The 25,237-nt window shown below is 61.7% G+C and carries 19 protein-coding genes; 12 read left to right on the top strand and 7 right to left on the bottom strand.

Features of this window, described 5'->3' with window-relative positions; genetic code table 11:
• The first annotated feature begins 96 nt into the window (after window positions 1–96).
• Window positions 97–1,479: a bifunctional UDP-N-acetylglucosamine diphosphorylase/glucosamine-1-phosphate N-acetyltransferase GlmU gene (gene glmU / locus DC522_RS16150; protein WP_116529697.1), complete on the top strand. Its 1,383-nt coding sequence runs from the start codon at window positions 97–99 to the stop codon at window positions 1,477–1,479.
• 105 nt (window positions 1,480–1,584) lie between these two features.
• Window positions 1,585–3,411: a glutamine--fructose-6-phosphate transaminase (isomerizing) gene (gene glmS / locus DC522_RS16145; protein ID WP_116529696.1), complete on the top strand. Its 1,827-nt coding sequence runs from the start codon at window positions 1,585–1,587 to the stop codon at window positions 3,409–3,411.
• Window positions 3,412–3,537: 126 nt separating this feature from the next.
• Here glmS and recG read toward each other — a convergent pair whose 3' ends face one another.
• Window positions 3,538–5,655 carry an ATP-dependent DNA helicase RecG gene (gene recG / locus DC522_RS16140; protein ID WP_116529723.1) on the bottom strand — a complete coding sequence of 706 codons (2,118 nt, stop codon included), beginning with the start codon at window positions 5,653–5,655 and terminating at the stop codon, window positions 3,538–3,540.
• 87 nt (window positions 5,656–5,742) lie between these two features.
• Between recG and DC522_RS16135 the strand changes: the two genes are divergently transcribed.
• Both DC522_RS16135 and mfd read left to right on the top strand, forming a co-directional pair.
• Window positions 5,743–6,039 (top strand): succinate dehydrogenase assembly factor 2, encoded by a 297-nt coding sequence (locus DC522_RS16135; RefSeq protein ID WP_116529695.1) that lies wholly within the window; start codon window positions 5,743–5,745, stop codon window positions 6,037–6,039.
• 77 nt (window positions 6,040–6,116) lie between these two features.
• Window positions 6,117–9,641 carry a transcription-repair coupling factor gene (gene mfd / locus DC522_RS16130; protein WP_116529694.1) on the top strand — a complete coding sequence of 1,175 codons (3,525 nt, stop codon included), beginning with the start codon at window positions 6,117–6,119 and terminating at the stop codon, window positions 9,639–9,641.
• A gap of 3 nt (window positions 9,642–9,644) precedes the next feature.
• Here the strand turns inward: mfd and DC522_RS16125 are convergent, their stop codons facing one another.
• Together DC522_RS16125 and DC522_RS16120 are read right to left on the bottom strand one after the other, a co-directional pair.
• A complete protein-coding gene (locus DC522_RS16125) occupies window positions 9,645–9,980 on the bottom strand; it encodes a hypothetical protein (RefSeq protein ID WP_116529693.1) in 336 nt (111 codons plus the stop codon).
• A 146-nt stretch (window positions 9,981–10,126) separates the two neighbouring features.
• The gene (locus DC522_RS16120; protein ID WP_116529692.1) at window positions 10,127–11,932 is read right to left on the bottom strand and encodes an extracellular solute-binding protein; all 1,806 of its coding nucleotides are present in this window, start codon (window positions 11,930–11,932) and stop codon (window positions 10,127–10,129) included.
• A gap of 227 nt (window positions 11,933–12,159) precedes the next feature.
• Between DC522_RS16120 and DC522_RS16115 the strand changes: the two genes are divergently transcribed.
• Window positions 12,160–12,927 (top strand): invasion associated locus B family protein, encoded by a 768-nt coding sequence (locus DC522_RS16115; RefSeq protein WP_116529691.1) that lies wholly within the window; start codon window positions 12,160–12,162, stop codon window positions 12,925–12,927.
• Window positions 12,928–12,992: 65 nt separating this feature from the next.
• Here the strand turns inward: DC522_RS16115 and hspQ are convergent, their stop codons facing one another.
• Window positions 12,993–13,322, bottom strand: coding sequence for a heat shock protein HspQ (gene hspQ, locus DC522_RS16110; protein ID WP_116529690.1), 330 nt, complete (start codon window positions 13,320–13,322; stop codon window positions 12,993–12,995).
• Between the two features lie 266 nt (window positions 13,323–13,588).
• Here hspQ and DC522_RS16105 point away from each other — a divergent pair, with 266 nt between their 5' ends.
• Window positions 13,589–14,560, top strand: a complete 972-nt coding sequence (locus DC522_RS16105; RefSeq protein ID WP_116529689.1) for an AEC family transporter — start codon at window positions 13,589–13,591, stop codon at window positions 14,558–14,560.
• Here the strand turns inward: DC522_RS16105 and DC522_RS16100 are convergent.
• Window positions 14,557–15,765: a UbiH/UbiF family hydroxylase gene (locus DC522_RS16100; RefSeq protein ID WP_116529688.1), complete on the bottom strand. Its 1,209-nt coding sequence runs from the start codon at window positions 15,763–15,765 to the stop codon at window positions 14,557–14,559. The genes DC522_RS16105 and DC522_RS16100 overlap by 4 nt on opposite strands.
• Window positions 15,766–15,912: 147 nt before the next feature.
• On the opposite strand from DC522_RS16100, the gene DC522_RS16095 reads away from it, so the two are divergent.
• From DC522_RS16095 to pncA, 5 genes are all read left to right on the top strand, one after another.
• Window positions 15,913–17,460: an ABC transporter ATP-binding protein gene (locus DC522_RS16095; RefSeq protein WP_116529687.1), complete on the top strand. Its 1,548-nt coding sequence runs from the start codon at window positions 15,913–15,915 to the stop codon at window positions 17,458–17,460.
• On the top strand, window positions 17,450–18,526 hold the full coding sequence (locus DC522_RS16090; RefSeq protein WP_116529686.1) for an ABC transporter permease: 1,077 nt from the start codon (window positions 17,450–17,452) through the stop codon (window positions 18,524–18,526). The genes DC522_RS16095 and DC522_RS16090 overlap by 11 nt, the downstream gene beginning before the upstream one ends.
• On the top strand, window positions 18,523–19,440 hold the full coding sequence (locus tag DC522_RS16085) for an ABC transporter permease (RefSeq protein WP_116529685.1): 918 nt from the start codon (window positions 18,523–18,525) through the stop codon (window positions 19,438–19,440). The genes DC522_RS16090 and DC522_RS16085 overlap by 4 nt, the downstream gene beginning before the upstream one ends.
• A gap of 102 nt (window positions 19,441–19,542) precedes the next feature.
• Entirely contained in the window at window positions 19,543–20,619 is a 1,077-nt protein-coding gene (locus DC522_RS16080; protein WP_116529684.1) for a BMP family ABC transporter substrate-binding protein, read from the top strand.
• A 97-nt stretch (window positions 20,620–20,716) separates the two neighbouring features.
• Window positions 20,717–21,367: a bifunctional nicotinamidase/pyrazinamidase gene (pncA, locus tag DC522_RS16075; RefSeq protein WP_245444223.1), complete on the top strand. Its 651-nt coding sequence runs from the start codon at window positions 20,717–20,719 to the stop codon at window positions 21,365–21,367.
• A 123-nt stretch (window positions 21,368–21,490) separates the two neighbouring features.
• Here the strand turns inward: pncA and rimO are convergent, their stop codons facing one another.
• Window positions 21,491–22,807, bottom strand: a complete 1,317-nt coding sequence (gene rimO, locus DC522_RS16070; RefSeq protein ID WP_116529683.1) for a 30S ribosomal protein S12 methylthiotransferase RimO — start codon at window positions 22,805–22,807, stop codon at window positions 21,491–21,493.
• Between the two features lie 308 nt (window positions 22,808–23,115).
• Window positions 23,116–23,961 carry a universal stress protein gene (locus tag DC522_RS16065; RefSeq protein ID WP_116529682.1) on the bottom strand — a complete coding sequence of 282 codons (846 nt, stop codon included), beginning with the start codon at window positions 23,959–23,961 and terminating at the stop codon, window positions 23,116–23,118.
• Between the two features lie 264 nt (window positions 23,962–24,225).
• Here DC522_RS16065 and DC522_RS16060 point away from each other — a divergent pair, with 264 nt between their 5' ends.
• Entirely contained in the window at window positions 24,226–25,233 is a 1,008-nt protein-coding gene (locus DC522_RS16060; RefSeq protein ID WP_116529681.1) for a 2-hydroxyacid dehydrogenase, read from the top strand.
• Window positions 25,234–25,237 lie beyond the last annotated feature (4 nt).

The following is a 25,237-nucleotide window of genomic DNA, read 5'->3' as shown; positions in this document are numbered from 1 at the left end:
GGCAGTTCGCTTGAGAGGGCTTTGCCCATGAAAAGATTGCCGAATTACCTCTTCTGATCTAGCTGCACAGCAGAACCCCCACCGGATTGAAACTTTATGACGTCGAGCGATTCTCCCATGATCTCCACCGCCCGGAGCTGCCTCGCCATTGTTCTGGCCGCCGGGGAAGGCACCCGGATGAAATCCGATAAGCCCAAGGTGCTGCATCAGGTGGCGAACCGCTCCATGCTCGGACATGTCCTGGCTGTCCTGACGGAGGCCGGCGCGACGCAGGCCGCCGTGGTCATCGGTCCCGGTCGCGAAGACGTGGAGAAGGAAGCGCGCAAGAGCCTGCCGAAAGCCCGGATCTTCGTGCAGCGGGAGCGGCTTGGAACGGCCCATGCGGTCCTCAGCGCTCGGGAGGCGCTGGCGGAAAAACCCGACGATGTGATCATCGCATTCGGAGATACCCCTCTCGTCAGGACGGAAACCTTCGCCAAGCTGCGCGCCCCATTGGCGCAGGGGGCTGCAGTTGTGGTCATGGCCTTCGAGCCCAAGGACCCGAGCGGCTATGGGCGCCTCATTATGGCGGAAGGCCAGCTGCTTGCTATTCGAGAGCACAAGGACGCGACGGAAGCAGAGCGGGCGATCACTCTCTGCAATGGCGGCCTGATGGCAATCCGCGGTGACCTTGCCCTGACGCTTCTGGAGAAGGTCGGCAACAACAACTCCAAGGGCGAATATTATCTGACGGATATCGTCGAGATCGCTCGTGAGCTCGGGCACCGGACAGCTGTCGCTGTCGTGCCGGAAGAAGAGGTGCATGGGGTCAATGACCGGGCTCAGCTCGCGGCTGCCGAACGCATGATCCAGGAGCGGCTGCGTTCGGCCGCCATGGCAGCGGGTGTGACTCTCGTTGCGCCGGAGACCGTTTTCCTGAGCTATGACACCCGTCTCGGACAGGATGTGATTGTCGAGCCGCACGTGGTTTTTGGCCCGGGCGTCACTGCGGAGCCGGGAGCCGTCATTCACAGCTTCAGCCATCTGGAGGGGGCACGCATCGCGTCCGGCGCCGGCGTTGGGCCGTTCGCGCGCCTGCGCCCTGGCGCCGCCATTGGTCCCAAGGCCAAGGTTGGCAATTTCGTCGAGATCAAGAACACCGATCTTGGTGCGGGCGCCAAGGTCAGCCACCTGACCTATCTGGGGGATGCCAGTGTTGGAGCCGACGCCAATATCGGCGCGGGGACGATCACCTGCAATTACGATGGCTACAACAAGTACCGTACGGAGATTGGCCAGGGGGCCTTCATCGGCTCCAATTCCTCCCTCGTCGCACCTGTCACCATCGGCGACGGGGCCTTTGTCGGTTCCGGCTCCGTCATCACCGAAAGCGTGCCTGCCGATGCCCTGGCACTTGGACGCGGCCGTCAGGTCATGAAGGAGGGCTGGGCCGTCGAGTTCCGAGCTAAAGCCAAGGCAGCGAAAGGAAATAGGGATTAGCTGTCATAATTTGTCACGCAAGTTGATTCCAGCGGAGTCCGCCTCCCCTATATGGAAGCGGTGAGCTTGGCTTAGAACTTATCGTCTCAAAGGAAGCCTAAGGGCATGTGCGGAATCGTTGGAATCGTCGGAAACACACCTGTCGCGCCGCTGATCATCGATGCGCTCAAGCGGCTAGAATATCGCGGCTACGATTCCGCCGGTGTGGCGACGCTGGAATACGGACGCCTCGACCGCCGTAGGGCTGAGGGCAAGCTCCGTAATCTTGAAGCGAAGCTCTTGGACAATCCGCTCTCCGGCGTTATCGGCATCGGCCACACCCGCTGGGCGACGCACGGCAAACCCAATGAGACGAACGCCCATCCGCATGCGACCGACAAGCTGGCGGTGGTGCATAACGGTATCATCGAGAATTTCCGCGAGCTGAAGGCCGGATTGGAAGCTAAGGGCGTCCGCTTCGAAACGGAAACCGATACCGAGGTCGTCGCACAACTCGTCACCTATGAAATGCGCCAGGGCCGTGGGCCCATAGAAGCCGTTGCCGTTACCCTGCCGCGCCTGCGTGGTGCCTTTGCGCTCGCGTTCCTGTTCCATGGTGAGGACGATCTACTGATCGGTGCCCGCCATGGCGCGCCTCTCGCTATCGGCTATGGCGAAGGCGAGATGTATCTGGGCTCCGATGCCCTGGCTCTCGCCCCCTTCACCGACGACATCACCTATCTCGAAGATGGCGATTGGGCGATCCTGCGGCGCAAAGGCGCTGATATCCGCGACGCTTCTGGAGCCATGGCCAAGCGTCCGCGCCACAAGATTCTCGCCAGCTCCTTCATGGCGGATAAGGGCAATCACCGGCACTTCATGGCAAAGGAAATCCATGAGCAGCCGGAGGTGGTGGGGCGCACGCTCGCCCACTATGTGAACTTCGCGGCTGAGCGGGTGGAACTTCCGTTCCAGCTGCCCTTCGACTTCAAGAACCTGAAGCGGATTTCGATTTCTGCTTGCGGCACGGCTTATCTCGCAGGCCTCGTCTCGAAGTACTGGTTCGAGCGCCTGGCGCGCATCCCGGTCGAGATCGATGTGGCATCCGAGTTCCGTTATCGCGAAGTGCCGCTTGAACCGGGTGAGCTTGCGCTGTTCGTTTCACAGTCCGGCGAGACGGCGGATACCCTTGCTTCGCTCCGTTACGCCACGACTGAAAAGCAGCATACGCTCTCTGTGGTGAATGTGCCCACATCGACAATGGCGCGCGAAAGCACCGTCATTGCGCAAACGCTTGCCGGCGTGGAAGTCGGTGTTGCCTCGACCAAGGCCTTCACCTGCCAGCTCACTGTTCTTCTCTCGCTTGCCATTGCGGCAGGCCGTGCCCGCGGTACGTTGAGAGCGGAGGAGGAGAAGGAGCTGGTGGATGCGCTTATCGCCGTTCCCGGTCAGATGAGCGAGGCCATGAAGCGCGAGCCTCAGATCGAGATCCTGGCGCGTGAGCTCTCGAAAGCGAAGGACGTACTCTATCTCGGGCGCGGAACGTCTTACCCGCTCGCCATGGAAGGCGCGTTGAAGCTCAAGGAAATTTCCTACATCCATGCGGAGGGCTACGCGGCGGGCGAGCTGAAGCACGGGCCTATCGCGCTCATAGACGAGACCATGCCGGTCATCGTCATCGCACCCTACGACAACATTTTCGAGAAGACCGTCTCGAACATGCAGGAAGTGGCGGCGCGTGGCGGCCGTATCATTCTCATCACGGATGAGAAGGGCGCTTTGGAAACGGGCCTCGAAACCGTGGCCACGATCGTGATGCCCTCCGTGCATCCCATCGTCGCGCCAATCGTGAACTCGATCCCGATCCAGCTGCTCGCCTATCACACGGCGGTCTTCATGGGCAAAGACGTGGACCAGCCGCGCAATCTCGCGAAGTCCGTGACGGTGGAGTGAGGGGGCACACCCCACGTCATCACAGGCCTTGTGCCGGTGATCTCGATTGCGAGAAGTGCGTCCCCTTACAGGTCGAGATGGCCGGACAAGCCCGGCCATGACAAGGTAGGGCGCAGCAATATGCTTTCAGCCCGCCCTCAACAGCTTGATCGCCGAATCCCGCTCGAAGAGATAGAGCATGGTCCGCAGAGCCTGACCGCGCTCGCTCATCAGCTCGGGATCCCTGTCCACGATCAGCCGCGCATCATCGCGCGCGGCGGCGAGAAGATCGCCGTCGACCTCCAGGCGCGCCAGCTTGAAGCCGGGTGTACCCGATTGGCGGGTGCCCAGGACTTCGCCTTCGCCGCGAAGACGCAGGTCTTCCTCCGCGATGCGAAAGCCGTCTTCCGTCTGGCGCATCATCTCGAGCCGCGCCTGCGCGACCTGTCCGAGCGGGCCCTTGTAGACGAGAAGGCAGGTGGAGGATTTCGAGCCGCGTCCGATGCGCCCGCGCAGCTGATGCAGCTGCGCAAGGCCGAAGCGCTCTGCGTGTTCGATTACCATGATCGTGGCATTGGGCACATCGACGCCCACTTCAATGACGGTGGTGGAGACGAGAATCTTGGTTTCGCCACTCGAGAACCGTTCCATGGCGGCGTCCTTGTCTTTGCCCGCCATCTTGCCATGGACGAGACCGACCTGATCGCCAAAGAAGCTCTTCAGCGTCTCGAAGCGTTCCTCGGCTGCGGCGAGATCGACGGTCTCGGATTCGCCCACGAGAGGGCAAACCCAATAGATCTGGTCGCCATTGGCGATGGCGCGGCCAATGCCGCCGATCACCTCGTCGAGACGGTCGATGGAAATCAGCTTCGTAGCGATGGGTTTGCGGCCTGCCGGCTTCTCGCTCAGCACCGAAACGTCCATGTCGCCGAAATAGGTGAGGGCAAGCGTGCGCGGGATCGGCGTTGCGGTCATCACGAGAATGTCGACGGCTTCGCCTTTGGAGCCCAGCGCGAGACGCTGGTGCACGCCGAAGCGGTGCTGTTCATCGACCACCGCGACGCCGAGATCCTGGAAAGCGACGCCTTCCTGGAACAAGGCATGAGTTCCCACCGCGATCTGAATGCTGCCGTCTGCAAGTCCGGCGAGCACCGCTTTGCGGGTAGCGCCCTTCTCTCGCCCCGTGAGGAGGGCAATGGTGAGGCCGGCCTGTTCGGCCATGGGGGCAAGGCGCTCGTAATGCTGGCGCGCCAGGATTTCCGTCGGCGCCATCATGGCGGCTTGTCGGCCTGCCTCGATGGCGCTGGCCATGGTGAGGAGGCCGACAACGGTCTTGCCCGAGCCCACATCGCCCTGGAGCAATCGCAGCATCTTCTTGTCGGAGACGAGATCGCGGCGGATGTCCTCGATGGCCTGGGCCTGGGATGCCGTGAGGCCGAAGGGCAGGGCCTTTTTCAGCTTCTCAACGAGGTGCCCGTCGCCTGCATTCACCCGGCCCGGCAGACGGCGCATGCGGCTTCTGACCAACGCGAGGGCGAGCTGGGAGGCAAGCAACTCATCATAGGCCAGCCGACGACGCGGCGCGGATTTGGCAATCGCTTCTTCAGAAAGCTGTGATGCGCTGTCGGGCCTATGCAAAGCGAACAAGGCTTTTCGGAAGTCGGGCAGGGCGTTTCGGTCAAGCCAAGCGGAATCCTGCCACTCGGGCAAGTTTGGAACACGCTCCAACGCCGCGCCGATATACTTGCCGACCATGCGGGACGAGAGGCCCTCGGTCAGGCCATAGACGGCCTCGACTGCCGGCAGGTTCTCGATGCCCCTTTCGTCCAGAATGCGATCGGGATGGACCATCTGGCGGCGGCCGTCCCAGAGCTCGATCTTACCGGAGACGTAGCGGCGCTCCCCCACGGGCAGGAGCTTTTCCAGGCGCGCCTTCTGACCGTTGAAGAAGACGAGCGACACGTCCCCGGTCTCATCTTCCACCAGGATCCGGTAAGGCGCGCGGCGGCCGGGCGGGGGCGGGCGGTGGGCGACAACCGTGACGGACAGGGTTACCGGCTCGCCAACGGGCGCGTCGGCGACGGAACCTTTCATTTCCCGGGAAATGCCGCTGCTCGGCAGGTGAAACAGCAGATCCATCACACGCGCGGGCTTACCCGGCTCGCCGAGCAGGCGGTCCAGGAGGGGCGCGATTTTCGGTCCGACGCCGGGCAGGCTGGCTGCCGGAGAGAACAAAGGATCGAGAATGGAAGGACGCAAGGACATCAAACGGGTAGCAAGTGGAGGGGAGATGGTTATATAGCGGCCAAGCCGCTTTGAAGCGACGTTATCTTTTCCCACCGGAGCATTTTCATGAGCGGGATGACACGCAGCAGCGCCGACCTCGATGTTCGCCGCAGGCAGATTCTTTTCCGGGCCTGGCACCGGGGCATGCGGGAGATGGACCTGATCATGGGTCGCTTCGCAGATGCCGAGATCGGGGATCTATCCGAGGAGGACCTGGCTGATTTCGAACGCCTGATCGAGGTGACCGATCGGGACCTGCTCGGCTGGATCACGGGCGAGATCGAGACGCCCTCCAACTACGATACGCCCCTGTTCCGGCGGTTGAAGGCGTTCCATACCCACACTTCGCCGATTCACGGCTGAAGCCCGGCTCTCTACCGAATTCTGCCGAACCGGGCCGAAAAGCCTGCGTTCTCTTCCCATTGACCTGACACGTTGCCATGAAATCTGCCCTGACCCGTGCTCTCGACGCCCTGAAAAAAGGCCAAGGCCTGACGCTGTCCAGCATTCCGGACGGGTTCGACGCGCTGGCGGTGGCCGATCTGGCGCGTGGACTGTCGGGGCATGTGGACGGTCCCGCCGTCCTGGTCCATGTGGCCCGTGACGGGCAGAGGCAGCAGAACTTCGCGAACAGCCTCGGTTTCATCGCACCTGAGATCGAGATTCTCACTTTTCCGGCCTGGGACTGCCAGCCCTATGACCGGGTATCGCCAAATGCCGCGATCACCGCGCAGCGCATGACGACGCTGGCGCGTTTGGCCCGCTCCAAGACCTCCGAGGACAAGCCTCGCATCCTCTCCACGACCGTGAATGCTCTCGTGCAGCGCGTGCCGCCGAGGGCGCGCATCGCGGCGGAAACCTTCTCCGCCGCGCCGGGCAACGTGGTGGACACGACGCTTCTCATCAACTGGCTCGAGACCAACGGCTTCATGCGCACGGGCACGGTGCGGGACACCGGCGAATATGCCGTGCGCGGCGGCATCATCGATCTCTATCCTGCAGGCCTCCCGAATCCGGTGCGCCTGGACTTCTTCGGCGATGCGCTGGAATCGATCCGCTCCTTCGATCCCGAAAGCCAGCGCACAATTGGCACCCTTCGCTCGCTGGACCTTGTGCCAATGAGCGAGGTGCAGCTTACCACCGAGAGCATCAAGCGCTTCCGGCAGGCCTATGTGGCCATGTTCGGCGCTCCCACCCGCGACGACCGGCTCTACGAGGCGATCAGCGAGGGGCGGCGCTATCCCGGCCTCGAGCACTGGCTGCCGCTTTTCTACGATCATCTCGACACATTGCTCGATTACGTGCCCGGCATTCCGGTCGTGTTCGATCCGCTGGACGACGATGCTGCCGCCGAGCGCCTGTCGCAGGTGAAGGATTACTACGACGCTCGGCGTGAGAACATGGGGCAGAACCAGCCCGGCGTCGCGCCTTACCGTCCGCTGCCGCCCGACCAGCTCTATCTGAAACCTGAGGAATGGGCGGAGCGTACCGCCACATTGCCGCTGGCACGACTGACGCCTTTTGCCATTCCGGAATCGGAAAGCGGGCGTCTCGTGGTCGATTGCGGCGCGCGTCAGGGGCGCAACTTCATCGCCGAGCGTGCCGACGAGAACGCAAACGTGTTCGAGGCCGTGGTGCGCCACATCCGCGATCAGCAGGCACAAGGCCGCCGGGTGGTTCTCGGCGCGTGGTCCGATGGCTCGCGCGAGCGCCTGTGCCATGTGTTGCAGGATCATGACCTGAGGCAGACGAAGCCGATTGGCCGGTTCTCGGAAGCCGTGGCCTATCCACGCAACGAGATCCCGGTCGGCGTCTGGCCGCTGGAGCATGGGTTCGAGACGGGCGATCTGACCGTCATCAGCGAGCAGGACATTCTCGGCGACCGTCTCGTGCGCCAGAAGCGCAAGTCCAAGCGTCCGCAGGATTTCCTCACCGAAGTGGCTGCGCTCACGCCTGGCGATCTCGTGGTTCACGTCGATCACGGCATCGGGCGTTTCGAAGGTCTCAAGACCATTGAGGCCGCAGGTGCGCCTCACGATTGCCTTGAGCTGCATTATGCCGGCGGCGACCGCCTGTTCCTGCCGGTCGAGAACATCGAACTTCTGACGCGTTACGGATCAGAAGAGACGGAAGTTCAGCTCGACAAGCTCGGTGGCGGCGCGTGGCAGGCACGCAAGGCCCGCATGAAGCAGCGCATCCGCGAGATGGCGGGCGCGCTCATGAAGATCGCCGCGGCGCGTATTCTCAAGGAAGCCCCGCGCATGGTGCCGCCGGAAGGGCTCTATGACGAGTTCGCCGCGCGCTTCCCCTATGATGAGACCGAAGACCAGCTCAACGCCATCGAGGCGGTTCTCGACGACCTTGCCTCGGGCCGTCCCATGGATCGTCTGGTCTGTGGTGACGTGGGCTTCGGCAAGACCGAGGTCGCTCTGCGCGCCGCTTTCGTCTCGGCCATGAGCGGCAAGCAGGTAGCGGTGGTGGTGCCGACGACACTGCTTTCGCGCCAGCATTACAAGACCTTCTGCGAACGCTTCCGCGGCCTGCCGCTCAACATCGCGCAGGCATCCCGGTTCGTGCCCTCTGGCGAGATGAAGAAGACGAAGGAGGGATTGGCGGACGGCTCGGTCGATATCGTGGTCGGCACCCATGCAGTGCTGGGCAAGTCGATCAAATTCAAGGACCTCGGCCTCATCATCGTGGACGAGGAACAGCATTTCGGCGTGAGCCACAAGGAACGCCTGAAGGAGCTGCGCGCAGAGGTGCATGTGCTGACGCTCTCCGCAACGCCCATTCCGCGGACCCTGCAATTGGCGCTCACAGGCGTGCGCGAACTGTCGCTCATCACCACGCCGCCGGTGGATCGTCTGGCTGTGCGCACCTTCATCACACCGTTCGACCCGCTTCTCGTCCGCGAAGCGCTGCTGCGCGAGCGCTACAGGGGCGGGCAGGCGTTCTATGTGGTGCCGCGTCTCGACGATCTCGGCGAGGTCAAGACCTTCCTGGACAAGGAGGTGCCGGAGGCGAAGGTGGCTGTCGCGCACGGTCAGATGGCGGCGGGCCAGTTGGAGGATGTCATGACCGCCTTCTACGAGGGCAAGTACGACATCCTGCTCTCCACCACCATCGTGGAGTCCGGTCTCGATATTCCCACGGCCAACACTCTGATCGTGCATCGCGCCGATATGTTCGGTCTGTCGCAGCTCTATCAGTTGCGCGGACGCGTCGGCCGCTCGAAGACGCGTGCCTACGCCCTGTTCACAGTGCCAGCCAACAGGAATCTCACGGCCCAGGCAGAGCGTCGTCTGAAGGTGCTGCAGACGCTCGATACGTTGGGCGCAGGCTTCCAGCTTGCCTCGCACGATCTCGACATTCGCGGCGCAGGCAATCTGCTCGGTGAAGAGCAGTCCGGCCATATCAAGGAAGTGGGTTACGAGCTTTATCAGCAGATGCTGGAGGAGGCCGTTGCGCAGTTGAAGGCAGGCATCGAAGAACCTGCCGAGGATCAATGGTCGCCGACGATCTCGGTAGGCGCGCCAGTGATGATCCCCGAGAGCTACATCGCCGACCTGCAACTGCGTCTTGGTCTCTATCGCCGCCTTTCGACCTTCGAGACGGATGCGGAAATCCAAGGCTTCCGCGCAGAACTCGTCGACCGCTTCGGACCCGTTCCGTCGGAGGTCGATCAGCTTCTCAAGATCATGGCGATCAAGGTTCTATGCCGTCGCGCCAATGTGGAGAAGGTGGATGGCGGCCCGAAGGGCATCATCATCTCCTTCCGCGACAATTCCTTCGCTAATCCGACGGGCCTCATCTCTTATGTCACCGAGCAGGCGTCGTTCGCGAAGGTGCGCCCGGACATGAAGATCGTCTTCGTGCGCGATGTCGAAACGCCGGACGAACGCATCAAGGTATCGACCAGCATCCTGCGTGATCTGGTGCGGATTGCCGAAAAGAAGGCGGCCTGAGGATTAAAAGTCGGCAGCCGCCACGGCGCGGGTGTTCAGTTCGTGTTGAAGCATCGTAGCGGCACCGCTTATACCACCCGTGACGATGACAGGCGTATGGCTCGCCGCCAAAGTCTTGCGCAGGCGCGTGGCAAGTTCCAGGAACCGGCGTCGTTCGGCCCAATTGGCATGCAGAGGCATCTGCAGCACGACGGCGGCAGGGCTCGGGATGAGTGCCAGAACCTCGTCCGCGGCCTCAAAAGGAGTCGTGACGCTTGCGTATCCCATGCCTGCGAGTTCTGCCGAAAGAGCGCTGTCAGGAGCGCGCTCGCCGTTGTCGACGACGAGTACCTTCTGCATTCCGTGCATTGCAACACCCTTGCGTGAAAACGCGTTCATTGAGACAGGAGACACCTCGCTCAACGAACAAAGCACGGGATAAGTTGCATCGCCTAGCTGAACGGAAGAGTAACAGTCGGCGTAGCCATGGCCGCTAAAGAGTTAGTTCAGTTGCGCCACCAGACGTCGATATAGGGTCCGAAGAGGGGTGTCCGATCCGGCTTCTTCAGGCTGCTGTCATAGGCAAGCCATTGATCGCCCACGTAAAAGAGTGGAACGACATAAAAGCCCGAGAGCAGAACGCGATCGAGGGCACGGACCGCCGAGACGAACTCCTCCCGGCTTTTCGCTTCTAAAAGAGCATCGATCATGCGGTCGATGGCCGGAGAGATAGCTCCTGAGTAGTTGAAGGAGCCATCCCTCTTAGCCGCTGCAGAGCCCCAGCGATTGCGCTGCTCGTTCCCCGGAGAAGCGGATGCCGGCCAGACCCATTGGATCATGTCGTACTCGAACCGGGAAATGCGGCGCCAATACTGAACATCGTCCACCAGGCGCACCTTCACGCTCATTCCGATCCGCTCAAGTGTCTGCGCATAATTCAGGGCCAAGCGCTCCTGTTGGCGCGAATTCACCAGCATCTCGAACGCAAAGGGCTCTCCGGTATCTTTGTGGCGCAGAATATCGTTATCGAGAACCCAGCCTGCTCCGGCGAGCAGGGCCAGGGCTTGGCGAGCCATCTCCCGGTCCCGTCCGGATCCGTCAGCGACGGGCGGGGCCCAGCGCCCTTCGAGAATGTCCTCGCGGACAGCACCTGGGAACGAGGCGAGGAGCTCACGTTCGCGCGTCGTGGCCGGTCGGCCGGTCGAGGAGAGCTCGGAACCCGCAAAATAGCTGTCAGATCTTTTAAGCAGGCCATAAAACAGATTGCGGTTCAGCCAATCGAAATCGAACATGAATCCTAAGGCTTCCCGCACCCTGACATCGCCAAAGATGGCGCGGCGAGTGTTGAACACAAAGCCGTTCATGCCCTTGGGGAGCTGGATAGGGATCGTTTCGCGGACGATCCGTCCGCTCCGGGTGCCGGGGAACTCATACCCCGAGGCCCATCGGGTCGGGTCGCCTTCGAGCCTGTAGTCGTAAAGCCCGGCCTTGAACGCCTCGAACATGGTGTTGGCATCGCGGTAGAGATCGTAGCGGATCTCGTTGAAGTTATAGAGCCCGCGCAGAATCGGCAGGTCCTCGGCCCAAAAGTCCTTGCGGCGCTTCAGGACCACGCGCTCACCGGGCCGCACCTCGGTGATGACATAGGGGCCGGAGCCAATCGGAGGGGTGAGGGTGGTGTTGGCGAAGGTATCCGGGTTGGTCGCATGGGCCGGAAAGATCGGCATCATCGCGATCAGCAGCGGCAACTCCCGGTCGTTGGAGCCTGAGAGGTCGAACTTGATCCGGTGGGGATTCTCGATAACGACGGCCTTCGCCTGCCCGAAGCTTGAGCGGTAAAAGGGTTTGCCGTGCTTTTTCAGAAGCTCGAAGGTGAAGCGGACATCTTCTGCGGTCAGCGGATGACCATCCGAGAACCGTGCCCGCGAATCGAGATTGAAGGTCACGGAGCTGCGGTCCTCGGGCATCTCGGCCGACCGGGCAACCAGGCCATAGATCGTGAACGGCTCGTCCTGGGAGCGCATCATCAGACTCTGGACCACGTAAGTCGGAACGGCGGGCGGGGCAACGCCAAGAACGATAAAGGGATTGAGACTGTCGAAGGTGCCCTGGATGGCCAGCGTGATTCGCCCGCCTTTGGGCGCATCAGGGTTGGCATAGGGCAGGTGAGGGAAACCCGCCGGAAGCGCGGGCTCGCCATGCATGGCGATGCCATGCCGCAGGGTCTCCGCCTTTGCTGCGACCATCGGCCCAAAACTCGCCAGGGCAAAGGTGGCAAGCAGGCGAAAAATCCTTATAAGATTGCAGCTCATGGCGCTCCTGCTGCGTAATGGCGCTTGGTGGCAATTCGGCGGGCAATATTGTACAGGAATCTGCCCGAAGTGACTGGAAACCTAGCACGCGAAAGGTTAAAGGAGCGCCACAGGTCATGTCTTCGCCGCATTCGGCAAAGATTCACCGTCCCATTGCAGGTTTAAGAAAGCCGGATACCAACGGCCCATTCAAGAGCCGACCTTTCGACTGAAGAGGATCTAACGACATGTCATTCGCGACACGCATCGCGAGCTTGGGGGGCACCTGCGGCCTGGCTACCGCCCTCGCCCTTCTCGCCAGCGCACCCGCTTTCGCTCAGGCCCAGCCGAAGCCCGCGGCTCCTGCCGCTCAGCCGGCCAAGCCCGCAACTCCTGCTCCTGCGCAGGGCCAGCCTGCTCAGCAGCAGTCCGGTCCCACGGTCGTCCAGGTTAAGGCCGAGCCTTCCCAGCCTGAATGGACCAAGGTCTGCGGTAAGGACCAGAACACCAACACCGAGATCTGCTACACCACCCGCGACTTCGTGTCGGATCAGGGCCAGCCGGTTCTCGCTCTTGCCGTCTATGACGTGAAGGGCCAGCAGCCGCAGAAGGTCGTCCGCTTCGTGATGCCGCTCGGCCTGCTCCTGCAGCCCGGCCTGCGCTTCGCCGTCGACCAGGGCCAGGCGACCCCCGGCCGCTACGTGATGTGCCTGCCCAACGGCTGCTTTGCCGAGGCCCAGGTGAAGGACGACTTCATCGCCTCCTTCAAGAAGGGCGCCAACCTGAACGTCAGCGTTCAGAACCAGATGGGCCGCGAAATCACCTTCGCCGTTCCGGCTGCCGGCTTCGGCAAGGCCTTCGACGGTCCTCCGATCGACCCGAAGGTGCTCGAGGAGCAGCAGAAGAAGCTGCAGGAAGAACTGCAGAAGAAGAGCGAAGAGATGCGCCAGAAGATGCTTCAGAGCCAGGGTGGTGGCGCCGCGGCTCCGAGCGCTCAGGCCGCTCCCAAGCCCTAATCTGGGTCTCCAGACAAAAAGAAACGCCGGGCAAAAAGCCCGGCGTTTTCGTTTATGTGACTGATTTAGTTGGCGAAGGTCGGTTTGGCACGATAGGCGCCATTCGGCTCGCGCACGAACATTTCCTCAATCATGGGATTGCGCAGGGGCTCGTCCGAATGGTCCGGCAGCAGGTTTTGCTCGGACACATAGGCAATGTATTCGGTTTCCGCGTTCTCGGCGAAGAGATGGTAGAACGGCTGGTCCTTGCGGGGGCGCACGTCCTCAGGGATCGACAGCCACCATTCTTCCGTGTTGTCGAATTCAGGGTCCACATCGAAAATGAGGCCTCTGAAGTCGAACAGGCGATGCCTGACCACCTGGCCGATCGCGAATTTCGCTGAACTCGCTTTCATAGGCATGGTCCTAACTCCTTGGACTCGCATATAGGCGCACAAGCCGGAATCTCCAAATCCACAACCGTCACAATTCAGAGAGTATTGCCAAGACCTTATTGCGGCAGCCGGCAAACGTTGGCGACGATGATGGAGAGAAAACTTCAGCGAGGTCTGCAATCTTGGTCTGCAGGTCTTCCAAAGGTGGGATTGCTGCACGGTTAGAACCTTGCCAGAAGAGTTACCCCAAGTCCTCGCTGCCTTACCCCACGCTTCAGGAGCCCGCGATGTCCGACCTGATCGGGCTTTTCAACCTGCTTGCCCCGTTCTTCGGCCTCATCGGTCTCGGCTTCTTCTGCGGCAAGATGGTTAAGCAGCCGGAGAGTGGGCTGGCCTGGATGCAGTTCTTCCTGATCTATGTGGCGCTGCCTTGCCTCTTCTTCCGCCTGATTGCCGATAAGCCTCTGGACCAGCTGGCGAATTGGGCTTTCATTGCAGCGACCACTTTTTCGACGGCTTGCGCCTTCCTTCTGTCCTTTGCGGCCGGCTGGCGCCACACGAACGACTTTCCGCAATCGGTCATGCAGGGAGTTGCGGGTTCCTATTCCAATATCGGCTATATGGGGCCACCCTTGATCCTGGCCGCCATCGGGCCCGCCGCCAGCGCGCCGGTCGTCCTCATCTTTGTGTTCGACAACCTGTTCCTGTTTTCGGTGGTGCCGCTGCTCATGTCGGTTGCGGGCGTGGAGAAGCTACGCCTGTCGGCCACGATCCGCCGGATCATCTGGCGTGTCGCGACCCATCCCTTCAACGTGGCGACGGCCATCGGCATTGCCGCGAGCTATCTGCATCTCAAGGTGCCGGGCCCAATCGATCAGATGATCACATGGCTCTCGGGCTCTGCCGCCCCCTGTGCCTTGTTCCTATTGGGCGTGACGGTTGCGCTACGTCCCCTGGCTCGTATTCCGGGGGAGGTGCCGGCCCTTGTGTTCGTCAAGCTGATCCTCCATCCGCTGCTGGTCTGGGTGGTGCTGTCGGCCGTCGGCGATTTCGGACAGACCTGGACCTATGCGGCCATGGTCATGGCGGCGCTGCCGCCCGCTCTGAACATCTTCGTGATCTCGACCCAGTACAATGTGGGCGTAGAACGGGCTTCCGCCTGCGTTCTCATCGGGACGCTGGTGTCGATGCTGACGTTGACGGCGGTGCTCTACCTCACCACCAAGACCGGCACCTTGCCCTACGATCTCATTCCTTAAGCGGCTGAGGCATCCTGCATGAGGCGGGGCGCGCCCATATGAGGCAGTACGCCTTCGCGCATGACAGCGCGGCGGAGGAAGCCGACCTTGCTGAGAGCTAGAAGTCCCGCGCCTCTCAGAAGATCGGCAGGCAGGAGGCCGGTGAGAAGGGTCCGATTGAGCCCATCCACCGCAGCCGTGCGCAGGCGGACATCGAGATCGCGGCTGCGCTGATACTGCCGCAGCGTTTCGGGTGAGCCTGGCTCGCGCCCATCGTCGAAGGCATCCACCACCGCATCCCTCAAGGATGCCACGTCGCGGAACCCGAGATTGAGTCCCTGAGCGCCGATGGGTGGGAAGACGTGCGCAGCCTCGCCCACCAGTGCGAGGCGGGGCGCTCCGAAGCGATTGACCGAAAGGCCGCTCATGGGCACCAGCCCCCGGGGGCCGTCAATGCGCATGGCACCGAGAGAAGAGTGAGCTTGGCGCTCGATCTCCAAGGCCAAGGCTTGATCGTCTAGCTTGGCGAGGCGCTCAGCCTGTTTAGGGCTTGTCACCCAGACAAGGCTGGAGCGCTTGCCCGGAAGGGGGACGAGGGTGAAGGGCCCGTTGCGGGTGTGAAACTCGGTCGACATCTCCCGATGCTCCCGGTCATGGGCCAGGATCGCCGTGAGAGCTGTCTGTGGGTAGCACCAGGTATGGGCCTCGATCCCTGCAATCTGGCGAAGTTTGGAATTGCGCCCATCGGCAGCCACGACAAGATTGGCCTCTACTTCCGAGCCATCTGTCAGCGTGATGATTGCCCGGTCGGCTTCGGCGCGGAAATCCTTGGCCTGCTCGTTTATGATCGTCAGATATTCATAATCTTGGGCAGCTTCGGCGAGCTTTTCCACCAGTGTCGCATTCTCGATGTTCCAGCCGAAGGCATCGAGGTCGATCTCTCGTGAGGAAAAGGAGACCGGGGGCGGCCGGAAAAGACTGCCTGTGTCGTCGATGATCCGCATGGTCTCGAGCGGAGCCGCCTCCGGAACCAGGGCAGTCCAGACACCCAGGGCTTCCAGGAACCGGACGGAGCCATTGAGGAGTGCAACGGTGCGCCCATCGCGTCGCAGGTCCAGACCACCGATCAGAACCGTTTCGAAGCCATCGCGAGCGAAGGCAATGGCGGCGCTCAGGCCGGCAGCTCCCGCACCGACGATGGCAATGCTATAGCTTTTCTGGGTCAATGAATTTCCCCGTCATCTGGTTGTGGACGGCTTGCCGACTCACAATAAACCATGGATTCGCCATTGCCGACCTGTGCGGCGCATCCCTATGATCGTTATCCATGGTTCTTGTCGGACCCTCTTCCTTTTTAAGTCAGAGTCGCTTGCGTGAAGGCAGACGTATCATCATCTGGGCCACCCCTCGTCGAGCTTAAAGGGATCAGCAAGCGCTATGGCGATCTCCTCGCCAATGACGGCATCGACTTGACGATCGAACCGGGAGAAATCCACGCCCTGCTTGGCGAAAACGGAGCGGGCAAGTCCACCCTGGTGAAGATCCTTTACGGTGTGATCGAGCCCAGCGCTGGTGAAATCCGATGGGAAGGGAGGCCGGTCACCATCGGCTCCCCAGTCGAAGCGCGGGCCCTCGGCCTCGGGATGGTGTTCCAGCACTTCTCCCTCTTTGACGAGATGACGGTTGCCGAGAACATCGCGGTGGCGCTCTCGGACGAGTGGGACCTCGCCATGGTTCGCGGTCGCTTAAGCGAGATCAGCCGGACCTATGGCTTGGCTCTCGATGCGGACCGGGCGGTCTGGACGCTGTCGGCTGGCGAGCGTCAGCGCATCGAGATCGTCCGTTGCCTGCTGCAGAATCCGCGACTCCTGATCCTCGACGAGCCGACTTCGGTTCTCACGCCGCAAGAGGCCGAGCATCTGTTCAAGACGCTGGACAAGCTCTCGGCTGAAGGCTGCTCGATCCTTTACATCTCCCATAAGCTTGAAGAAGTCCGCCGCCTTTGCCGCCGCGCCACGATCTTGAGGGCAGGGCGTGTGGTGGCGACCATCGATCCGCGCGCGATTTCTGCGCGGGAGATTGCGGCGCTGATGGTCGGTAACGAGGTCGGCGAGATCCGTTCCGATGCTCCTCACGCCCCCCAGGGAGAGGTTCTGCGGGTCAACCATCTCAACATGCCGCCCGCAGGCCTTCATGGCGTTGCGCTCAAAGACATCAACCTCGTGGCGCGCGCCGGAGAGATCGTTGGCATCGCGGGCGTTGCCGGAAACGGACAGAGCGAATTGTTCGCGGCCTTGTCCGGCGAGAGATTGGTCGACCGGGCTGATGCCATCACCATTGCGGGCCGGGCGTGCGGCACGATGGGAATCGATGCCCGCCGCCGGCTCTCGGCCGCTTTCGTTCCCGAAGAGCGCCTGGGCCATGCGGCGGCTCCAACCCATCGTCTGAGCGAAAACACGCTGATCTCCCACGCGGCGACGGAAGTGAGCCGCTCAGGGTTCATCCTCCTCAATGCCGCCAAGCGGCTCGCTCGCTCGATCATCAAGAGTTTCGATGTCCGCACGCCGGAAGGCGATCCGCAGGCGCGCAAGCTCTCCGGTGGCAACCTGCAGAAATTCGTGATCGGACGCGAGATCATCCGCAAGCCGAAGTTGTTGATCGTCGATCAGCCGACCTGGGGCGTCGATGCGGGCGCCGCTCGCCTCATCCGCCAGGCGCTTGTCGATCTGGCCCGCGAGGGCAGCGCCATCGTGGTGGTCAGCCAGGATCTCGACGAGTTGTTCGAAGTCGCGGACCAGATGGCGGTGATCCATCAGGGATACTTGAGCCCGCTGAAACCCATCGGTGCATGGACCAAGGAGGCGGTCGGCCTTGAAATGCTAGGCGTGGCTCAAGCTCAGGGGGGCGCTCATGCGCTTTGAGCTCACGCCCCGCACCACCGTGTCTACCGTCGCGCGGGCGCTCGCGCCGGTCGCTGCCTTCATCACGGCCTTCCTCATTGCAGGAATCGTGATCTGGCTGATGGGCCGTTCTCCCATTGCGGCCTTTGATGTTTATGTGCTTCAGCCCTTGAGCGATCTGTGGTCGCTCCAGGAACTGCTGGTCAAGGCGACACCCTTGATGCTGATCGCAATCGGCCTGTCCTATTGCTTTCGCGCCAATCTCTGGAATATCGGGGCGGAAGGCCAGTATGTGATCGGCGCCGTCTTCGGCGGCTGGCTCGCGCTCAAGACCCACGGGACCGATGCTGGGGCCTGGGTTCTGCCTGCCATGCTTCTGCTCGGCATCATCGGCGGCGCGCTTTACGGCCTGATCCCTGCGTTCCTGAAGACCCGCTTCGGCGTCAACGAGATCCTTACCAGCCTCATGCTGGTCTATGTAGCGCAGCTCTTCCTGGATTATCTGGCGCGTGGCCCCTGGCGCGATCCGAAGGGCTTCAACTTTCCGCAATCGGTGACCTTCGATCCGGCTGCGACCTTGCCACCCATCATGGAGGGCAGCCGCGTCCATTGGGGGGCGATTTTTGCCCTCATCGCCATTGTGGTCACTGCGGTTATTCTGGGTCGCACTCTCTTTGGCTATCGCCTCAAGCTGACAGGCGATGCGCCCCGCGCCGCTCGCTTCGCGGGTTTCAACGCGAAGGCGACAACGATGGCGGTGTTCGCCATTTCCGGCGGCCTGGCGGGGCTTGCGGGCATCGTTGAAGTCTCGGGACAGATCGGACAACTCCAGCCTTCGATTTCGCCCGGATATGGTTTTACGGCAATTACCGTTGCCTATCTCGGGCGTCTCAACCCGATCGGCATTCTCATTGCGGCTCTTGTCGTCGCGCTGACTTTCATCGGCGGCGAGAGCGCTCAGATCCTGCTGAAACTGCCGCTCGATCTCACGCAGGCTTTTCAGGGCATTCTTCTGCTCTGCGTTCTCGCGGCCGATGCGCTCGTGAGCTACCGCATCCGTTTCGTGACCCGGGGAGGGGGGAAATGACCACGTTCGAGGCCATCCTTCTGACCATCGTCACCGCCTCCACGCCGCTGCTCATCGCAGCGCTGGGCGAATTGGCGACGGAGCGTTCCGGTGTCTTGAATCTTGGCGTCGAGGGAATGATGGCAATGGGAGCCGCTTGCTCCTTCGCGGCCGCCGTAACCTTCAACTCCACGCTGATCGGCGTCGCTGCTGGCATTGTGGCGGGCGCTTTTATGGCGGCCTTGTTTGCCCTTGTGGTGCTTGGGTTTGCCGCAAACCAGGTCGGCTCGGGGCTTGCCCTCACCATCTTTGGTCTGGGCCTGTCGGGGCTCATCGGTGCGCCCTTCGTCGGCTCGCGGCGTGATCCCATCGCTCCGATCGATATCCCGGGCCTGAGCGACATCCCCGTGGTTGGCCGCCTGTTCTTCGAGCAGGATCTCTTCGTCTACGCGTCCATCGCCCTGACGATCCTGGTCGCCATCTATCTCAAGCGCACGCGCTCCGGCCTGACCTTGCGATCCATCGGCGAGAACCATGCATCCGCCCATGGCCTCGGCCTTCCGGTCCTGCGTGTGCGGTTTCTTGCGATCCTGTTCGGCGGTGCCTGTGCAGGTTTGGCGGGCGCTTACCTGGCCCTCGTCTATACCCGCTTCTGGTCACCCGGCATGACGGCAGGCAGGGGCTGGATCGCTCTGGCGCTTGTGGTTTTCGCAGCCTGGCGGCCGGCGTGGGTTCTGGTCGGGGCCTATATCTTCGGCGCAGCCACGGTGCTGCAGCTTCACGCGCAGGCTGCTCAATGGGGCATCCCGGCTCAGCTTCTTTCGGCCGTCCCGTACCTTGCCACGATCATCGCCCTGCTGCTGCTTTCATTGCGGTATGGGCGAGCCATTGGAGCTCCCGGATCGCTCGGGATGCCCTTCGTGCCTGACCGATGAGCAAACCGGTGTTAACATGCACTTATTCTAGGCACGGGAATTCTTGCCAGAGTGCCTCAGACCTGCGACGGAATGTCTGAAATCCAACTCGAGGGAGCGAGCATGTTTTCGAAGACGATTATGGGTGCTTTGGCAGGGGCGGCAGCCCTGGCCCTGTCCGCAGGTGCCGCCTCGGCCCAGCAGAAGCTGAAGGTCGGCTTCATCTATGTGGGCCCGGTGGGCGACCACGGCTGGAGCTATCAGCATGATCAGGGCCGCAAGGCTATCGAGAAGGCCTTCGGCGACAAGGTCGAGACTACCTATGTGGAAAGCGTTCCGGAAGCCGATTCCGAGCGCGCCATCGAGCAACTCGCCCGCACGGGCCACGGACTGATCTTCACGACCTCGTTCGGCTTCATGGAGCCGACCCTGAAGGTCGCCAAGAAGTACCCGAACATCAAGTTCGAGCACGCCACCGGCTTCAAGCGTGCCCCGAACCTCTCGACTTACGCCGCGAAGTTCCACGAGGGCCGCTACATCATCGGCCAGATCGCCGGCAAGATGACGAAGACGAACACCATCGGCTATGTGGGCGCCTTCCCAATTCCGGAAGTAATCGCCGGCATCAACTCCTACTTCCTCGGCGCACAGTCGGTGAACCCGAATGTGAAGATCAAGGTCGTGTGGGCCAATACTTGGTATGACCCCGCGAAGGAAGGCGATGCCGCCAAGGCTCTGCTCGACCAAGGCGTCGACATGCTCGCGCAGCACACGGACAGCCCGGCTCCGATTCAAGCAGCCGAGGCTCGCGGCAAGTTCGGCTTCGGGCAGGCTTCCGATATGGAGCGCTTCGCTCCGAAGGCGCAGCTCACGGCCATCGTCGACAACTGGTCCGACTATTACGTCGCCCGCACCAAGGCCGTCCTTGACGGCACCTGGAAGTCGGAAGACACCTGGGGCGGTCTCGCCGCCAATATGGTGGTCATGTCGCCCTACAAGAACATGCCCGACGACGTGAAGAAGCTGGCCGAGGAGACAGAGGCTGCGATCAGGTCCGGCAAGCTCAACCCCTTCAAGTGCCCGGTCGTCGGCCAGGACGGCAAGGAAATAGAGTGCAAGGGCAACGGCGCACTCTCGGACGAGCAGGTCCTCGGCATGAACTTCTACGTGAAAGGCATTGAGGACAAGATCCCGCAATAGGCGGCGGTCTACATTCGATCCTGAAAGGCAGCCGAGCGATCGGCTGCCTTTTTCAGTTGCGCCGCTATAATTCATGAGCAACACGAGGAGGCTGCAAGTGGCTGAGCAAGGCGCGATTAAACCGGGTGATACCGACGTCCTTATCGTCGTGGATGTCCAGTACGACTTCCTCCCAGGCGGCGCCCTTGCCGTGCCGGATGGAGACGCCGTCATCGAGCCCATCAACCGGCTGGCCCGAGCCCTTCAACATGTCGTTCTAACGCAGGATTGGCATCCAAGCGGGCATGCTTCTTTCGCGTCCAGCCATCCCGCCAAGCAGCCCTTCGAGTTGACCGAACTGCACTACGGCCAGCAGGTGCTCTGGCCGGACCACTGTATCCAGGGTACGCCAGGTGCCGAGATTTCCCGCGATCTCCTGATCCCGCACGCGCAGCTCGTCATCCGCAAAGGCTATAACGCAGGCATCGACAGCTATTCGGGGTTCAAGGAAGCCGACCGGAAGACTTCGACGGGCCTTGAAGGCTACCTCAAGGAGCGCGGTTTCAAGCGTGTCTTCTGCGCCGGTCTGGCGACGGATTTCTGTGTGGCGTGGACCGCTCTCGATGCGGTTGCGGTCGGGTTCGAGACTTATCTGATCGAGGATGCCTCGCGCGCGATCGACACCAATGGCTCGTTGGCGAGAGCCAAAAACGATTTGAGCGCTGCCGGCGTTCACACGATCAGCAGCGCTCAGGTTCTTGGGGCTTAAAACCTGCGTCAGGGCCGAGCTTGTCCCGGCCATTCGTCTTGAGACATGTGCTGTTTAAAAAACATGGATCCCCGGAACAAGCCCGGGATGACCGCGTGAACTCAAAACCAGCCAGAGTAAAAATTAAACAGCCGTTCCGTGCAGGTCGTACTCGTCCGAGCTCTCTATCTTCACATCAACGATCTCGCCCGGCTTCAGTGGCTTCTTCGAGGCCACGTAGACCACGCCGTCGATCTCCGGCGCGTCATACTTGGTGCGGCCCGTGGCGACGGTTGCGCCGACCTCGTCGATGATGACGGGGAGCGTTTTGCCGACGCGACCTTTGAGCAGCTTGGCGCTGACTTTCTGCTGGGTCTGCATGAAGCGGTGCCAGCGCTCTTCCTTGACCTCCGGCGGAATCGCGCCGGCGAGTTCGTTGGCGGGTGCGCCCTGCACGGGCTCATACTGGAAGCAGCCGGCGCGGTCGATCTTCGCTTCCTTCAGCCACTGCATCAGGAAGTCCACATCCTCTTCCGTCTCGCCGGGGAAGCCCACGATGAAGGTGGAGCGGATGGCCAGATCCGGGCAAATCTCGCGCCACTTCTTGATGCGCTCCAGGGTCTTCTCCTGATTGCCGGGGCGGCGCATGGCCTTGAGCACGCTCGGTGAGGCATGCTGGAAGGGGATGTCGAGATAGGGAAGGATCTTGCCCTCCGCCATGAGCGGGATGACCTCGTCCACGTGCGGGTAGGGATAGACGTAGTGCATGCGCACCCACATGCCGAGATCGCCGAGTTCCTTGGCGAGTTCGTAGAAACGGGTGCGGACCTCGCGGTCCTTCCACATGCTGGGTTGGTACTTGATGTCGAGGCCGTAGGCGCTGGTGTCCTGCGAGATCACCAGCAGCTCCTTCACGCCGGCCTTGGCGAGCCTCTCGGCCTCGCGCAGCACATCACCAATAGGGCGGCTGACGAGGTCGCCGCGCAGCTTCGGGATGATGCAGAAGGTGCAGCGGTTGTTGCAGCCTTCCGAGATCTTCAAATAGGCGTAGTGGCGCGGCGTCAGCTTCACGCCCTGGGGCGGCACGAGATCGATGAAGGGATCGTGCGCGGGCGGAACGGCCCGGTGAACGGCGGAGACCACGGATTCATAGGCCTGCGGGCCGGTGATCGCGAGGACGTTCGGGAACTGCTCGCGGATCTGCTCGGGCTCGGCGCCCATGCAGCCGGTCACGATGACTTTGCCGTTCTCGGCCATGGCCTCGCCGATGGCTTCCAGAGACTCGGCCTTGGCACTGTCCAGGAAGCCGCAGGTGTTGACGATGACCACGTCGGCCCCGTCATGCTCCTTGGTCAGATGGTAACCTTGAGCGCGAAGCTGCGTGATGATGCGCTCAGAGTCGACCAGGGCCTTCGGGCAGCCCAGGGACACGAACGAGACTTTGGGTGCGGGAGCATTCATCCGCGAAATTCCACTCTAGAGGCTATACGGACATCGGGAAGGCGCCCGCGTAATGCGGCTTCGGTGCGAAATCATGGCAAGGGAGCCTGGATCGGGCGCGCTTCGCGCCCGGTGACTTCGCAGCCCTGCGGGACTGCCTCATCAAGTCGATGTCACGCCTCGCGCAGGCGCCCCGGATGGAGGAGCGCGCGACTGAAGCGCCGGAATGCCTTACAACAGAGCGCCCGCATTGACAACACCGGGCGGCCAAGGCAACCCGGACGTACGGCACGATTAAGTCTTTGAACGGCTTAGGTTGTTGAGCCGCCTTAGTGAGCCATGAGGATGGGAAATTCCGATGTGATCAGGGTATTTCGCGTCGCGCCGCCGATGATCCATTCCCGTGCCCGGGAGTGGCCATAGCCGCCCATGACGATCAGGTCGGCGGAGGTTCTGCGGGCCTGCTCGAGAATGACATCGCTGACATCTCGGCCTTGGCTCTCAGCGGTAGTCACCTCCACAGGTGCTCCGTAGCGGCTGATATGCTTGGCGATATCGGCGGCTGGCTGACTGTTGCCGTCTGCCTTATGTTCCGGATCGACCACCAGAATCGTGATCTTCGTAGCCTTCTCCAGGAAGGGAACTGCCTCGGCAGCGGCGCGAGCGGCCTCCCTGGAGTTGTGCCAGCACACGAGCACGCGGCGAAGGGCGTCCGCCGGTCGGTGATTGGGCGGGACGACCAAAACGCTTCGGCCGCCCTCGAACAGCACGGCCTCAAAGAGAGAATTCCACTGCTCGGATCCGTTTGCATCGTAGGGACGGCTCATGATGAAGAGATCCGCCCAACGGGCCTCCGTGGCAGCCTCATTCGAGATTTCCCCGGAAGTACCGTCGATCCGCCGGATTTCATTCGGGACGCTGAAGCGGGCCATGCGATCAGCCAATTTCCTCTGAAGCACGTCCCCCGTGCCCTTGGCCTCTTCAGTCAGGGAGACGAGGATTTCGGCAGCTGCTGCTCCTGCATCCATGGGCGCGATCAGGGGGACGTCAGGAAGGAGATTGGTGAACAGGCCAGTCACATGCGCTTGAGAGACCGAAGCAATGGCCTCTGCATGCTGCAGACGCTCCTCATCGCGAGAGGTGCCGTCGAGGTGAACGAGGACGTCTTTGATCATGATGTTCTCCAGCCGAATATTCGAAGTCAGCAGAAGTCCCACACTTGATTCTTGGGCGAGTGGGCCCCCAGCCAAGATGCCGGCAGACAATAAGCTCAGCCGCGATCGATGAAATTGATGCCGATCAAGATTCGATGTGGCTCGTTCCCAAGCGCGCTTTCACGGCGGGAGCCCGGGCATTAGGAATAATGCCAAGCCTGAGGAGGGCAGAGCGCTACATCCAAGAAGCGAGATATCTGTCGATCCTAAGGAGGGAGGGTTGCCGTGCAGATCGCGGTCTTTAGCACCAAGCCGTACGACCGGCGTTTCCTGGAAGCGGCCAGCGCCGGATCGGGACACCGGCTGGTCTATTTCGAGGCTAAGCTGTCCGTTGAGACCTGCGACCTTGCCGCGGGCGCCGATGCTGTCTGCACTTTCGTTAATGACGACGTGAGCGGGGGTGTTCTCGCCAGCCTCTCCGCAAAGGGCATCAAGCTGATCGTCCTACGCTCGGCCGGCTTCAACAATGTCGATCTCGCGGCCGCCAAAGTCTTGGACATCACCGTTGCCCGTGTTCCGGCCTATTCGCCCCATGCGGTTGCGGAGCACACACTAGCCCTCATCCTTGCGCTCAATCGCAAGACACATCGTGCCTATAATCGCGTACGGGAAGGCAATTTTGCTTTAGAAGGCCTTCTCGGCTTCGATCTTGCCGGTAAGACAGTCGGTGTGGTGGGAACCGGCAAGATCGGGGGGGTCGTGTGCAAGATCCTTGTGGGATTTGGCTGCAAGGTGATCGCCTACGATCTGCAGCCCAATCCCGCCTGCCTCGATATCGGCGTCACCTATGTGGCGATTGATGAACTGTTCTCCTCCTCCGACATCATCACCCTGCACTGCCCACTGACACCCGTGACGCACCATCTCATCAACGAGGCGGCTCTGACGCGCATGAAGCGGGCCGTGATGCTGATCAACACGAGCCGCGGAGCCGTTGTCGACACCCACGCTGTGCTGAAAGGCCTGAAGGAGGGCGTGATCGGCAATCTCGGCCTCGACGTCTACGAGGAAGAGGCTGACCTCTTCTTCGAAGATCTGTCGGGCCGCTTCATCGATGACGATGTCTTCGCGCGCCTGCTGACTTTTCCTAACGTGCTCATCACGGGTCACCAAGCTTTCTTCACAAAGGAGGCACTGACCAATATCGCGGAAACGACAATCGCCAATGTCACCTCCTTCGAAAAGACCGGAAGCGCTATGCATGAGGTCTCCGTCGAGAAGATCGCACGCTAGAAGC

The sequence above is a fragment of the Microvirga sp. KLBC 81 genome (genome assembly GCF_003075415.1).
GTDB lineage: Bacteria > Pseudomonadota > Alphaproteobacteria > Rhizobiales > Beijerinckiaceae > Microvirga.
Note: the sequence above shows the minus strand (reverse complement) of the source record. Positions and strands in the feature narration are given on the sequence as shown.

Coding starts and splice junctions, on each gene's coding strand:
- hspQ (WP_116529690.1), bottom strand. CDS start 13,322: ATGAAAGCGAGTTCAGCGAAATTCGCGATCGGCCAGGTGGTCAGGCAT.
- DC522_RS16120 (WP_116529692.1), bottom strand. CDS start 11,932: ATGAGCTGCAATCTTATAAGGATTTTTCGCCTGCTTGCCACCTTTGCC.
- glmS (WP_116529696.1), top strand. CDS start 1,585: ATGTGCGGAATCGTTGGAATCGTCGGAAACACACCTGTCGCGCCGCTG.
- DC522_RS16065 (WP_116529682.1), bottom strand. CDS start 23,961: ATGATCAAAGACGTCCTCGTTCACCTCGACGGCACCTCTCGCGATGAG.
- DC522_RS16080 (WP_116529684.1), top strand. CDS start 19,543: ATGTTTTCGAAGACGATTATGGGTGCTTTGGCAGGGGCGGCAGCCCTG.
- DC522_RS16085 (WP_116529685.1), top strand. CDS start 18,523: ATGACCACGTTCGAGGCCATCCTTCTGACCATCGTCACCGCCTCCACG.
- DC522_RS16105 (WP_116529689.1), top strand. CDS start 13,589: ATGTCCGACCTGATCGGGCTTTTCAACCTGCTTGCCCCGTTCTTCGGC.
- DC522_RS16125 (WP_116529693.1), bottom strand. CDS start 9,980: ATGCAGAAGGTACTCGTCGTCGACAACGGCGAGCGCGCTCCTGACAGC.
- mfd (WP_116529694.1), top strand. CDS start 6,117: ATGAAATCTGCCCTGACCCGTGCTCTCGACGCCCTGAAAAAAGGCCAA.
- DC522_RS16115 (WP_116529691.1), top strand. CDS start 12,160: ATGTCATTCGCGACACGCATCGCGAGCTTGGGGGGCACCTGCGGCCTG.
- rimO (WP_116529683.1), bottom strand. CDS start 22,807: ATGAATGCTCCCGCACCCAAAGTCTCGTTCGTGTCCCTGGGCTGCCCG.
- recG (WP_116529723.1), bottom strand. CDS start 5,655: ATGTCCTTGCGTCCTTCCATTCTCGATCCTTTGTTCTCTCCGGCAGCC.
- DC522_RS16135 (WP_116529695.1), top strand. CDS start 5,743: ATGAGCGGGATGACACGCAGCAGCGCCGACCTCGATGTTCGCCGCAGG.
- DC522_RS16090 (WP_116529686.1), top strand. CDS start 17,450: ATGCGCTTTGAGCTCACGCCCCGCACCACCGTGTCTACCGTCGCGCGG.
- glmU (WP_116529697.1), top strand. CDS start 97: ATGACGTCGAGCGATTCTCCCATGATCTCCACCGCCCGGAGCTGCCTC.